This window comes from Streptomyces sp. BBFR102, from assembly GCF_051397025.1.
GTDB lineage: Bacteria > Actinomycetota > Actinomycetes > Streptomycetales > Streptomycetaceae > Streptomyces.
Genome location: NZ_CP195757.1, coordinates 1,391,179 through 1,403,133 on the forward strand (window position 1 = coordinate 1,391,179; position 11,955 = coordinate 1,403,133).

General features: G+C 75.0%; 10 protein-coding genes. 8 read left to right on the forward strand and 2 right to left on the reverse strand.

Translation table 11 applies throughout. From position 1 onward, the window contains the following. The first annotated feature begins 52 nt into the window (after window positions 1-52). The 4 genes from ACSLIC_RS06315 to ACSLIC_RS06330 all read left to right on the forward strand — a co-directional run bounded on the left by ACSLIC_RS06315 (window position 53) and on the right by ACSLIC_RS06330 (window position 3,653). On the forward strand, window positions 53-994 hold the full coding sequence (locus ACSLIC_RS06315) for an ECF transporter S component (RefSeq protein WP_436736694.1): 942 nt from the start codon (window positions 53-55) through the stop codon (window positions 992-994). A gap of 340 nt (window positions 995-1,334) precedes the next feature. Continuing rightward, complete coding sequence (locus ACSLIC_RS06320; protein ID WP_436740292.1) at window positions 1,335-1,724, forward strand: transglycosylase SLT domain-containing protein; 390 nt, start codon at window positions 1,335-1,337, stop codon at window positions 1,722-1,724. Between the two features lie 947 nt (window positions 1,725-2,671). Next, complete coding sequence (locus tag ACSLIC_RS06325; RefSeq protein WP_436736695.1) at window positions 2,672-3,025, forward strand: antibiotic biosynthesis monooxygenase family protein; 354 nt, start codon at window positions 2,672-2,674, stop codon at window positions 3,023-3,025. A 79-nt stretch (window positions 3,026-3,104) separates the two neighbouring features. Continuing rightward, window positions 3,105-3,653 (forward strand): GNAT family N-acetyltransferase, encoded by a 549-nt coding sequence (locus tag ACSLIC_RS06330; protein ID WP_436736696.1) that lies wholly within the window; start codon window positions 3,105-3,107, stop codon window positions 3,651-3,653. 17 nt (window positions 3,654-3,670) lie between these two features. On the opposite strand, the gene ACSLIC_RS06335 is transcribed toward ACSLIC_RS06330, so the two are convergent. Beyond that, window positions 3,671-5,737, reverse strand: a complete 2,067-nt coding sequence (locus ACSLIC_RS06335; protein WP_436736697.1) for a DHA2 family efflux MFS transporter permease subunit — start codon at window positions 5,735-5,737, stop codon at window positions 3,671-3,673. A gap of 203 nt (window positions 5,738-5,940) precedes the next feature. On the opposite strand from ACSLIC_RS06335, the gene ACSLIC_RS06340 reads away from it, so the two are divergent. Beyond that, the gene (locus ACSLIC_RS06340; protein WP_436736698.1) at window positions 5,941-7,026 is read left to right on the forward strand and encodes a peptidoglycan-binding protein; all 1,086 of its coding nucleotides are present in this window, start codon (window positions 5,941-5,943) and stop codon (window positions 7,024-7,026) included. Window positions 7,027-7,074: 48 nt separating this feature from the next. Here ACSLIC_RS06340 and ACSLIC_RS06345 read toward each other — a convergent pair whose 3' ends face one another. Further along, window positions 7,075-7,740: an HAD-IA family hydrolase gene (locus ACSLIC_RS06345; RefSeq protein WP_436736699.1), complete on the reverse strand. Its 666-nt coding sequence runs from the start codon at window positions 7,738-7,740 to the stop codon at window positions 7,075-7,077. Window positions 7,741-8,377: 637 nt separating this feature from the next. On the opposite strand from ACSLIC_RS06345, the gene ACSLIC_RS06350 reads away from it, so the two are divergent. The 3 genes from ACSLIC_RS06350 (at window position 8,378) to ACSLIC_RS06360 (ending at window position 11,922) form a co-directional block, all read left to right on the forward strand. Then, entirely contained in the window at window positions 8,378-9,031 is a 654-nt protein-coding gene (locus tag ACSLIC_RS06350; RefSeq protein ID WP_436736700.1) for an HNH endonuclease family protein, read from the forward strand. Between the two features lie 132 nt (window positions 9,032-9,163). After that, the gene (locus tag ACSLIC_RS06355; protein WP_436736701.1) at window positions 9,164-10,831 is read left to right on the forward strand and encodes an alkaline phosphatase D family protein; all 1,668 of its coding nucleotides are present in this window, start codon (window positions 9,164-9,166) and stop codon (window positions 10,829-10,831) included. Between the two features lie 641 nt (window positions 10,832-11,472). Beyond that, window positions 11,473-11,922, forward strand: coding sequence for a DoxX family protein (locus ACSLIC_RS06360; RefSeq protein WP_436736702.1), 450 nt, complete (start codon window positions 11,473-11,475; stop codon window positions 11,920-11,922). The last annotated feature ends 33 nt before the right edge of the window (window positions 11,923-11,955 follow it).

An 11,955-nucleotide genomic window follows, 5' to 3' on the forward strand; every position in this document is an offset into this window, starting at 1 on the left:
TCCGGGGGAAGAGGCCAGGAGGCCGTCCGAGGCCGTCGGCCGGGATGGTGGCGTGCAGCGGCAGGCGCGGGCGGTGCGGATCGGGTTCCGGTCGGCGCTGGTGCTGGTGCTGGTCAGCGCGGTCGGTGTGGCGGCCTTCGGATGGCCGTTGCTGGCCGCGCCGGAATCGGGTCTCGCGCACGCCCAGGACGCCCCGTGGCTCTTCGCCGCCCTGCTGCCGCTGCTGCTGGCGGTGGTGGTCGCGACCCTCTCGGACAACGGGGTCGACTCCAAGGCCATCGCCATGATCGGCGTGCTGGCCGCGGCGGGGGCGGCGCTGCGTCCGCTGGGTGCGGGGACGGCGGGCATCGAGCCGATGTTCTTCCTGATGGTCCTCTCGGGCCGGGTGCTCGGTCCGGGGTTCGGGTTCGTGCTGGGCGCCCTGTCGATGTTCGCCTCGGCCCTGCTGACCGGCGGGGTCGGTCCGTGGATGCCGTTCCAGATGCTCTCCATGGGCTGGGTCTGCATGGGCGCGGGCCTGCTGCCGGGCCGCGACACTCTGCGGGGGCGCGGCGAACTTCTCCTGGTCGCCGCCTACGGCGCGATCGCCTCCGTCCTGTACGGCACGGTCATGAACCTCCAGGGCTGGACCTACCTGGGCGGCCTGTCGACAGGCGTCTCCTTCGTGCCGGGCGACCCGGTCGCCGACAACCTGGGCCGCTTCCTCGTCTACTGCCTCGCCACCTCGCTGGGCTGGGACCTGCCACGCGCCGCACTCACGGTGGTGCTGGCGCTGGCGCTGGGGCCCTCGGTCCTGCGTGCGCTGCGCCGGGCCACCCGCAGGGCCGCCTTCGACACCCCGGTACGGTTCGCCGACCCCGGGCCGGCTCTCCCCGCCGCCTCGGGGGCCGGCGAGGGCACGACGGCGCCCCGGGGTGACGGGCCGCCCGCACCGGGCGACAAGGGGGCGGCCGGTTCCCTGACGGGTCCGGATGGAAACCCCACAACCCCGTAGTCGGCGCTCACCCCTGCGTGAGAACCGAGAGGCGCGCGCGTGAGCCGCCCCACAGGCTCCACGCCCTCCCCTATGCGCCTTAGTAGCCGCGTCACCCCCCACTCCGCCTCCGGCCAGGCGCTCCCCACCAGCGAAAATCACCGGACTTCCCCTGAGAGGCCTTCCCCCCTCCTCCGAGAATCCTTAGTAAATGGGGGCATTGCCAGGCGAATGACGCCCCGGCTATCACTGGTGATGTCGCCGAAACGCACCGGCCGGAACGCAGTCCTGCGGGCCGTTTCCGGTCGGCGGTCGACAGCCCTGATCCCCGTTGGAAGGTTCTCCTTTGTCCTTCGCCACCATGCGTCGCCTGGCCACCCCGAAGAAGATCGCCGTGGGCACCGCCCTCGCCGCCTCCGCGGCCGGCCTCGCCTTCACCGCAGCTCCGGCCCAGGCCGCCGAAGGATCGCCGCAGGCCATCGCCCAGCAGATGATCGGGGACGATGCGCAGTACCAGGCGTTCAGCAACATCGTCGAGCGTGAGAGCGGCTGGGACCCGCATGCCACCAACGCGTCGTCCGGCGCCTACGGCCTGGTCCAGGCCCTGCCGGCCGACAAGATGGCCTCCGCCGGCTCGGACTGGAAGTCCAACCCCGCCACCCAGATCGAGTGGGGCGTGAACTACATGAACGACCGCTACGGCAGCCCGGCCGCCGCCTGGGACTTCTGGCAGGCCAACGGCTGGTACTGAGCCGACCCGCGACCGAGCCGTCCCCACTCCGGCTCCGCGCCACCCCCGTCGGCGCCCGGTCCCCCACACCGGGTCCCCCCACGCCGGTCCCGAAGGGCGGTATCCCTCACTGAGGGATACCGCCCTTCGGCATGCCCGGGGGCGGCCCGGCCCCAGCCTGCGCGGCGCGCCCCGCCCCGGAACACGGCCCCTGCCCTGGGCCCGGCCCAGAACACGGCCCAGACCCGGCCTTCAGCTCCAGCCCGGAGTCCGCCGGCGAACTCGCCTCCGCGCTCGGCCGGGGTCTCGCCAGGACGTGGACCAGGCCGTAGCCGGCGGCCACGACCGCCGCCCCGTCCCCGGCGTCGAGCCCAGTGGCTCGCCGTTGCCGACGGTCGCGCAGACGGGAAGAGAGCCCGTCCAGCTCCGCCATGCCGGTGAGCACCCCGGGGGCGCCGAGCGCGGCCACGCCCCCGGTGGCGTCGCGCCGTGTCCGGAGAGTGAGACGGGGCAGCGCGACGGACACCTGGTCGGCTTCGACCGGGGCCCGCCCGGTCGCCGGCGCCCACGGGGCGGCCAGTACGTCGGTGGGCCGGGCGTCGGGTGGGCCGAGGGCGAAGCGAACCCGGGCGGGCCGCAGCCCCGCCCCGGTCGGCCCGCTCGCCCCTCGCCCACTCTCGCCGCCCACCTCATACCGCTCCCCCTCGCTTCGCCGGCTTTCGGGCCACCCTGCAAGCCGCCCACGCCGCATGACGTCACGTCGGCGGTTGCCGCCCGCGATCTGTGAGCCAGTATGGAACTCGTCACTGACAGTGACGGCGATCGGCGGCCGGAGCCCGCCCGAGAGCTGTCCGGCCCGACCGGCTCCGGTGGACCGCACGGACCGCCGCCGGGCGTCGCGGACCGCTCGCGGGACCGTCCCGGGCTCGGTGCCGAGGCTGTCGGAGCGGTGGGGCAGGATGGGCGTTATGAGCATCGTGAAGATCAATGTGCTGGAAGTGCCCGCCGAGCAGCGCGAGGTGCTGGAGAAGCGCTTCGCCTCCCGCGCGGGCGCGGTGGAGAACTCCGACGGCTTCGAGTGGTTCGAGCTGCTCCGTCCGGTCGAGGGGACGGACCAGTACCTCGTCTACACCCGCTGGCGTGACGAGGCCGCGTTCCAGGCGTGGATGGAGGGTCCGAGGAAGGCGGCCCACCAGCAGGGCCGCCCTGGCGACTCCGCGCCGGGCGAGGCTCCGCAGGGCGAGCGCCCCCGCCCGGCGGCCTCCGGTTCCACCCTGTGGTCCTTCGACGTCGTCCAGCAGGCCGCCCCGAAGCAGTCCTGACCCTCGGCCCGGCCCCGGCGGGCGCCCGCCGGGGCGAAACGGCTGGGCGGCGGCCCGGTGCCCGCACCACAATGCCCCCATGACCGCACTCACCCCCTGGCCCGTGGCCCCCGTGGTCTCGGGCCGCTGGACCGTCGCATCCGAACCCGCCGACTCGCCCGACGCCCAGGCGCTCTGGGCGGCGTACTACACCGAGGTCAGCGACCGGTGGTTCCGGCTCCACCACAGGAGTGACACACCGCCCGACGAGCTGGCGCGCGGCATCGCCGCCGACGACGGGCCCCTTGAGCTGGTCGCGCCGCGTGGTCTGCTGCTCGTGGCGCGGCTGGCGGGCAAGGCGTCCGGCACGGCCGGGCTGAGGCGGCTGGAGCCCGGGACCGCCGAGGTCCGGCGGGTCTTCGTCCACCCGTCGGCCCGGGGCACGGGCGGCGGCTCCGCACTGATGGCGGCGGTCGACGCGGCCGCCGGGGCGCTGGGCGCGGCCAGGCTGGTCCTGAACACCCGCCACGACCTGGTGGAGTCGCACCGCCTGTACGAGCGTCACGGCTTCACCCGCGCCGAGGCTTACCACGAGGGCCCTTACCGGGAACGCTGGTACGCCAAACGGCTGGCCTCCGCCGGGGGCTGACCGGCACCGGCTTCCCCTCAGGCCCCGCCCGCTCCCCCGTCCTGCTCGGGTCGTGCGCCGTTGTGCGGCCGTTCGCTGTCGGAGCCGGAGAGTTCGGCGCCGAGCCGGTGCACGATCTCGACCAGGTCGGTGGGCCGTTCGGGTCCCCACCAGTCCCCGAGGAGTTCCGCCAGCGCCTCCTCCCTGGCCCGGGAGAGGCGCTCGGCGCTCTCCTCGCCCGCCGGGGTGAGGCGCAGTGCGAGTCCCAGCCGTTCGGCGAGGTGACGTACCTCCAGCTGACGGGCGGCGGCGCTGACGAGGTGGAAGGGGACGGCGTGGTGCTCGGCGAGCCGCGCCGGTTCCACGGAGCCCTGCCGTCGGATGCGCAGCAGCAGCCAGCTCGACGCGGGGAGCAGGTCCTCCCCGGCCCGGGTGGTGATGTCGCGGTAGACCTCGCGGCGGCCCTCCCGGGTGCCCAGCAGGGAGAGCGCGCGTTCGGCCTCGTCCCGGGAGGTGCGCTCGACCGGGTTGCCCGCGTACGTCTGGGACTGGTCGGGGGCGAGGACGGCACCGCGCAGCGGGTCCTCGTGGAAGAACCAGGCGAGGACGAAGGCGAGGAGGACGACCGGTGCCGCGTAGAGGAAGACATCGGTGATCGCGGTGGAGTAGGCGCCCAGGATCTGCTCGCGGAGCTGCGGGGGCAGGGCGGCGACGGTGCGCGGGTCGGCCTCCAGGGTGGCGGCGTCGACGCCGGGCGGCAGCGGGCGGCCGGTGAGCGCCTCGGTGATCTCGGCGTCGAGTCGGCTGGTGAAGATCGTGCCGAAGACGGCCACGCCGAAGGAGGCGCCGATGGAGCGGAAGAACGTGGCGCCCGAGGTGGCGACGCCCAGGTCCTCGTAGGGGACGGCGTTCTGCACGATGAGGACGAGGACCTGGATGACGAGCCCCAGCCCGACGCCGAAGACGAAGAAGTAGAGGCTCATCTCCAGGTCGCCGGTGTCCTGCCGCAGCCGGTGCAGCAGGAGCAGCCCGACCACGGTGACGCCGGTGCCGGCGACCGGGAAGACCTTCCAGCGGCCGGTACGGGTGATGAGCTGGCCGGAGACGGTCGAGGCGAGCAGGACCCCGGCGACCATCGGCAGCATGTGGACGCCGGAGAGGGTGGGGCTGATACCGCGCACGACCTGGAGGAAGGTCGGCAGGTAGGTCATCGCGCCGAACATGGCGAATCCGATGACGAAGCTGATCGCCGCCGACAGGGTGAAAGTGCGGACGCGGAAGAGCCGCAGCGGCAGCACGGGTTCGGCGGCCCGGTGCTCCACCCGGACGAACCAGGCGCCGAGCACCACGGCGAGCACGACCAGCGCGATGATCTGCGGCGATCCCCAGGACCAGGTGGTGCCGCCGAGGGAGGCGGCGAGCACGAGGCAGAAGGCGACGGCGGCGATCAGGAAGGTCCCCAGGTAGTCGATGACGTGCCGGGCCGCGCGCGCGGGGATGTGCAGGGCGGCGGCGATGACCACGAGGGCGACCGCGCCGAGCGGCACGTTGACGTAGAAGACCCAGCGCCAGCTGAGGTGTTCGGTGAAGATGCCGCCGAGCAGCGGTCCGAGGACGCTGGTGGCGCCGAACACCGCGCCGAACAGCCCTTGGTAGCGGCCGCGCTCACGGGGTGGCACGAGGTCGCCGACGATGGCCATGGAGAGCACCATCAGCCCGCCGCCGCCCAGCCCCTGGAGGAAGCGGAAGCCGATGAGCTGCGGCATGTCCTGGGCGACGCCGCAGAGCACCGAGCCGGCCAGGAAGATCGCGATGGCGCTCTGGAACAGCTTCTTCCGCCCGTACTGGTCGCCGAGCTTGCCCCAGAGCGGGGTGCCCGCCGTGGCGGCGAGGAGGTAGGCGGTCACCACCCAGGAGAGGTGGTCGAGCCCGCCGAGGTCGCTGACGATGGTGGGCAGGGCGGTGGCGACGATGGTCTGGTCGAGGGCGGCCAGCAGCATGCCCAGCAGCAGCGCGCCGATGGAGACCAGGACGCGTGGCGCCGGCCGCGGGTCGCTCTCCGCCCCGGGCCCGGGCCCCGCGTCCCCGGTCGCGTCCTGCGCCATCGTGTCCTCCCGGTTTCCTCGCGCGGCGACCCGCCCGGGCGCCTCGCCCGTCCGCCGCTCCGGCGACCGGCCGTCGCCTGCCCCCATCCTGGGCGTTACGTCCCGTTGGGGCCTGTCGAGACGTTTCGTCCCGCGAGGCGCCGTGCCTGGACGGCGCCCGCGTCGGCATAATCGCGTCAAACGGGGCGGAAGAGGGGGCAGCGATGAGTCGGCGGTGCGCGGAGTGCGGCGACGAGAGACCGGAGCCTGGCCAGGGGACCGGGTGCGCGTGCGCCTCCGGAACCGGGACCGGCGCGGAGGGCGGCCACCGGGAGCGGGTCCGCCCCTATCTCGGCCCGCACGCGGCAGGGGCTCCGCCCGTCACGCCGGGGCAGGCGTACGGGCCCGGGCCCGGCCGGGCCGGCGAGGGGGCGGCCGGACCCGGCCACGCCTGCCGACCGGCCGGGACCGAACGTTTCGCCACCCCCGACCCCGAGGCCGCCCCGCCGCCCCCGCACGTCGGCGCTGTCGCCGCCCCCGGGCAGGCCCTCAGCGCGACCGCGCCCCTGCCCAAGGTCTCCGACCTGGCCCTCTTCCCTCCGGACCAGCCAGGGGCCCCCGCCGAGGAGCGGTACGGCGCCCCCGCCCCCGACGTCACACCGCCGCCTTCCACTCCCCGGCCCAGACGGACGGCGGCCCGTTCGGCGCGCAGGCGGCGGGCGGCGCTTCTCGGCGTGGCGGCCGGGGCCGTCGTGGTGGTGGCTCTGGCGGGCGCGGTCGCGACGGACTCCCTACCCGCCGAGGAGCCCGAGGAGCGCGCCCTTCCGACGCCGTCCGCCACCGCGCCCCACACGTTCGCTCCCGGCCCGGCGACCCCCTCGGCCTCCGCCTCGGAGCCACCCGCGTCCGCCGCCCCCTCGGCCACGTCCGCGTCGGCGCCGCCGTCGGGCTCCCCGGGCGGCGGCGAGCCCGCGACCTCCCCCGTTCCGGCGGCGGGGCCCGACGGCCCGCCGGCCCCGAAACCCTCGGCGACCCGACGCCCGTCCGAGCCCTCCGGCGAGCCTTCTCCCGACCGGCCGCCGCAGGCCGGGCCGGTGCTGCGCCGGGGCGACTCGGGCCCGCGGGTCCGCGAACTCCAGCAGCGCCTCCAGCAGCTCCACCTCTACCGCGGCCCGGCCCACGGCGACTTCGGCCGGCGCCTGGAGGACGCGCTGCGGGTGTACCAGTGGGCGCGCGGCCTCCACGACAGCCTCGGCGTCTACGACGAGCCGACCCGCCGGCAACTGGAGAGCGAGACCACGCAGCCGTGACGGGCCGAGCCCCGGCCCGCACCAGGACGCCCGATCCGTGACGGCAGGTCAGCCACCCAGGTGCAGCCGGACCGTCCCGCCACCGCCCGCCTCCACGCGCACCGCGCGCAGGTCGGCGACGTGCGCGGTCGGAGCGTGGGCGGCGGCCCGGGGCCCCACCCCGACCACCCGCATCCCGGCGGCCAGGCCGGCGGCGATCCCGGCGGCCGAGTCCTCGAAGACGACGGTGTCGGCCGGGTCCACGCCCAGCGCGGCGGCGCCCTTCAGGAACCCCTCGGGGTCGGGCTTGCTCGCCGAGACCTGCTCGGCGGTGATCAGGAGGGAGGGCAGGTCGAGGCCGGCCGCCCCCATCCGGCTGCGCATCAGGCCGTCGTCGGCGGAGGTGACGAGGGCGTGCGGCACGCCGGCGAGGGCGGCGAGGAAGGCGGGGGCGCCGGGGACCGGGACGACGCCGTCGGTGTCGGCGGTCTCCTCGGCGAGCAGGACGCGGTTGTCCGCGTGATTGAGCTCCATCGGCCGGTCCGGGAGGAGTTCGGCCATGGTGGCGTACCCCTGGCGGCCATGGGCGACGGCGAGTACGTGCTCCTCGTCCAGACCCTGCCCGGCCGCCCAGCGGCGCCAGCAGCGTTCCACCACGGCGTCGGAGTCGACGAGCGTGCCGTCCATGTCCAGCAGCAGGGCGCGGGCGGTCAGCACGGTGCGGGTCGCCGTCATCGGGCACCTCCGGAGGTCAAGCCCGCCCGACGGTCGCGGACACCCCCTGGCGGCGTGGCTCGGTGAACAAGTGACCCCGCCCGCCGGTCAGGGAGTGCGGACGGGATCACTTTGTTTCCTCACCATACAAAACAAAGCCGTCGGAAGCCACCACCCGCCCCGCCCAGCACCGGCACCACGCCAGAACGCGACTGGCGCGACCCGCGCGAGGGAGGGACGCCGAGCGACCTTCCGCCTCCCCGGCCGGTCGCGCCGGGGCGTGCGACGGCAGAACACGGTCCGGGCCGCCCACTCCACTCCAGGAAGGCGACGGGGCGTACGGGCACCCGAGCCAGGCATCCGCCCTCCGGGCCGGCCGCCCCTCCCGCGCGCTCCCCGCACGCCCCGTCACACGCACCGGGCGACCGGCGCGCGACGGGGGCGCGGAACCCACTCCCCCCATGCCGGGACACACCACCACGTACGCCAATGACGCCGCCCCGAAAGGAGGATGACGTTCCGCCAGACCCCTTGATGTGTCGTGCGCATGACGCAACCCTGTTACCTGGCACCCACCCTCACGAAACCCACGGGCGCCAGGATGGCCGGGCCCGACGGACCGGTACCGGCTGTCGCCCCCCACACCTCAGGAGTTCGCATGTCAGGAATCTACGCGCGTCGCCGGATGCGTCCCGCCGCGCTCGCCGCGCTCACCGCCGTCCTCTCCTCCACCGTCCTGCTCACGGGTTCCCCGGCCCAGGCCGCTCCCCCCACCCCGGTGAGCGTCGCCACCGCCAAGACGTACCTCTCCGGCCTGACCGAGAAGGCGGAAGGTTCCTCCAGCGGCTACAGCCGGGACAAGTTCCCGCACTGGTCGAACCAGAGCGGGCAGTGCGACACCCGGGAGGTCGTCCTTGAGCGCGACGGCACCGGCGTCGAACAGGACTCCGCGTGCAAGGCCGTCTCCGGCACCTGGAAGTCCGCCTACGACGGGGCCTCCTGGACCCAGGCGTCCGACGTCGACATCGACCACGTCGTCCCGCTCGCCGAGGCGTGGCGCTCCGGCGCCAGCGGCTGGACCAACGCCGAGCGTGAGCAGCTCGCCAACGACCTGACGCGCCCCCAGCTCATCGCCGTCACGGACAACGTCAACCAGTCCAAGAGCGACAAGGACCCGGCCGAGTGGATGCCGCCGCTCGCCTCGTACCACTGCGTGTACGCACGGATGTGGGTCCACGTGAAGCACCACTACCAGCTGAGCGTGGACTCCGCCGAGAAGACCGCCCTCCGGTCGACCCTCAACAGCTGCTGACCCCGGCGTCACCGTCGTGGCCGGCGGCGGGCTCCACCGCCGGCCACGGCTCGGCCCGAGCGGGAACGGAACCGGGAACCCCGCACCGCCCCGAGGCGTTCCGTACCCTGCGAGCTGACGAAGGGAGCCATCGTGGCCGGGTTGCGCCTGGGACCGGTGCTGCGGTACGCCGACACCGACTCCGCCACCGTGTGGGTGGAGGCGGACCGTCCGTGCACCGCCGAGGTCCGCTGCCCCGGCGGTGAGGGCGGCGGCTCCGCCCCGACCTTCTCCGTCGAGGGGCACCACTACGCCCTGATCCCGGTCACCGACCTGCCCGAGGACAGCGACACCCCGTACGAGGTGCGCCTCGACGGCGAGCCGGTCTGGCCGCCACGGGACTCTCCCTTCCCGCCCTCCACCATCAGGACCGCCCCGCCGGAGGCCGACGGGAACCGCGCCGTCCGCGTCACCTTCGGCTCCTGCCGGTGGTCCTCACCCCCGTCGGGCGAGGGCGGCCCGATGGGACCGGACGCGCTCGACGCCCTCGCGGCCCGGCTCGCCGGGGACACCCGGGCGGACCGCCCCGACCTGCTGCTCCTCCTCGGCGACCAGGTCTACGCCGACGAGACCTCCCCGCAGACCCGCCGGTGGATCGCCTCCCGGCGCGACATCACCGAGCCCCCGGGCGAACAGGTCGCGGACTTCGAGGAGTACACACGGCTCTACGACGAGTCCTGGACCGACCCCGAGGTCCGCTGGCTGCTCTCCACCGTGCCCAGCCTGATGATCTTCGACGACCACGACGTCATCGACGACTGGAACACCAGCGCCTCCTGGCTCGCCGAGATGCGCGAGACCCCCTGGTGGCACGAGCGCATCGTCAGCGGCCTGATGTCGTACTGGGTCTACCAGCACCTGGGGAACCTGCCCCCCGCCGACCTCGCCACCGACCCCCTGCACAAGGCGGTCCGCTCGGCTCCCGACGGCACCGAGGCGCTGCGCTCCTTCGCCGCGCGGGCCGACGCCGACCGGCCGAGCACCCGCTGGAGCTACCGCCGCGACCTGGGGCGGGTCCGCCTGCTGATGGTCGACACCCGCATGGCCCGGGTCCTCACGGAGGAGGAGCGCGCCATGCTGCACCCCGACGAGGAGGCGTGGCTGCGCGAGCAGGTACTCACCGCCCCGGGCAGCCACGACCACCTGCTGATCGGCAGCTCCCTGCCCTGGCTGCTCCCCGGCCTGGTCCACGAGGCGGAGCGGTGGAACGCCGCACTCTGCCGCGGCGAGCGCGGCCCCCGCTGGGCCCGCTTCGGCGAGTGGCTGCGCCGCGCCGCCGACCTGGAGCACTGGGCCGCGTTCCCCGCCTCCTTCGACCGGCTCGCCCACCTCACCGAGGAGGCCGCCACCACCCCGGGCGGCCCCGCCACGGTCTGCGTGCTCTCCGGCGACGTCCACCACGCCTACGCCGCCGAGAGCCACCCCGCCGGCACCGGAGGGAAAGCCCGGCCTGCCGGCCGGGGCCGGGTGCACCAGCTGACCTGCTCGCCGGTCCACAACGCCATCCCGCTGCCGATACGGGCCGGGTTCCGGCTCGGCTGGAGCGGTGCGGGCCGCCTGCTCGGCAGGGCGTTCGCCCGGCACGGACGCACCAGCCGGTCACCGGTGACCTGGCAGCGGTCGGGCGGCCCCTGGTTCGGCAACCAGCTCATGACCCTCACCCTGCGCGGCCGCCGCGCCGAACTCCACCTGGACCAGGCCCGCCCCGGCCGGGGCCCGGCCCGCCTGGAGCGGGTCTGGGAGGGGCGACTGGACGGCTGAGGCGACGGCGCCCTCGACGGGACGGACCCGGCCGCCCACGCAGGTCGCTCCCCCCTCTCCACCTGCGGCGCTTTTCAGCCATGCGCGGCTCGTCGGCGGGCGCGCGCCCGCACTCCCCGCGCCGCCCGCGCGGCCACCGGCGGAGCACCCTCCCGCAGGCCGCACCCGGCAGGGAACCGCAGCTACCGACCCTGACCGGCCACCGACGGCCGAGCCGGACGGCCGCCACCCGCCCGGCCCACGCAGAGGACACGCAGGGACGCCGCCCCGGACGCGGAGCGGCCGATGTCGGCCCCCGGTGATTGACGACCCTCGCCAACTTGGTCTAGACAAATAACAGTCCCGCTGGTCAGAAGCGCTCCGTCCCCGCACCGCCCGCTCCGGCTCGCACACCGCGCCATCGCTCCACCTCACGCAGCACCGGCGCACCCGAGCCGGTGCTGGACCGGCGCCCGTACGGCCGACGTCGCCCCGTACCGTCCGGAATCCCGCCTCCCCCGTCTTCCGGCTCCCCTGGTGCTCAGGGGCTTCCGGCCCGTCCGGCTTCGCCGGCCCGTTCCTCCGGCCTTCCGGCCGTCGCGCTCCTCCGCTCCTCCGCTCCTCCGCCCGGCTCCACCCCACTCCAGCCGAGGGAGTTCCCCATGACGTCCCGTCTCGACAGCGCCCAGCCCTACGCCCTGGGCCTCTACCGCCTCGTGATCGGCCTGCTCTTCGCCTGCCACGGCGCCGCCTCCCTCTTCGGGGCCCTGGGTGGCTCCGGGGGCGGCGGCACCCTGGAGGCCGGCGCCTGGCCTGGCTGGTACGCCGCCGTCATCCAGTTGGCCGGCGGCGGCCTCGTCGCCCTGGGCCTGGGCACCCGCGCCGCCGCCTTCGTCAGCTCCGGCTCGATGGCGTACGCGTACTTCGTGGTGCACCAGCCCGAAGCGCTCTGGCCGCTGCAGAACGGCGGCGAGCTGTCGGCGGTGTTCTGCTGGGCGCTGCTGCTCCTGGTCTTCACCGGTTCGGGCGCCCTCGGCCTGGACCGCGCGCTCGCGGGACGGGCGGCGACGCCCGGGGCGCGACCCCGGGACCGCGCGCCGAGCGCGGCCTGATCCCACCCCCGTGCCCCGCCCCGGACCGTCCGT

Bases quoted from the DNA above. Each gene is read 5' to 3' on its own strand.
- ACSLIC_RS06340 (WP_436736698.1), top strand. From the start codon at position 5,941: ATGAGTCGGCGGTGCGCGGAGTGCGGCGACGAGAGACCGGAGCCTGGC.
- ACSLIC_RS06320 (WP_436740292.1), top strand. From the start codon at position 1,335: ATGCGTCGCCTGGCCACCCCGAAGAAGATCGCCGTGGGCACCGCCCTC.
- ACSLIC_RS06350 (WP_436736700.1), top strand. From the start codon at position 8,378: ATGTCAGGAATCTACGCGCGTCGCCGGATGCGTCCCGCCGCGCTCGCC.
- ACSLIC_RS06335 (WP_436736697.1), bottom strand. From the start codon at position 5,737: ATGGCGCAGGACGCGACCGGGGACGCGGGGCCCGGGCCCGGGGCGGAG.
- ACSLIC_RS06330 (WP_436736696.1), top strand. From the start codon at position 3,105: ATGACCGCACTCACCCCCTGGCCCGTGGCCCCCGTGGTCTCGGGCCGC.
- ACSLIC_RS06325 (WP_436736695.1), top strand. From the start codon at position 2,672: ATGAGCATCGTGAAGATCAATGTGCTGGAAGTGCCCGCCGAGCAGCGC.
- ACSLIC_RS06345 (WP_436736699.1), bottom strand. From the start codon at position 7,740: ATGACGGCGACCCGCACCGTGCTGACCGCCCGCGCCCTGCTGCTGGAC.
- ACSLIC_RS06360 (WP_436736702.1), top strand. From the start codon at position 11,473: ATGACGTCCCGTCTCGACAGCGCCCAGCCCTACGCCCTGGGCCTCTAC.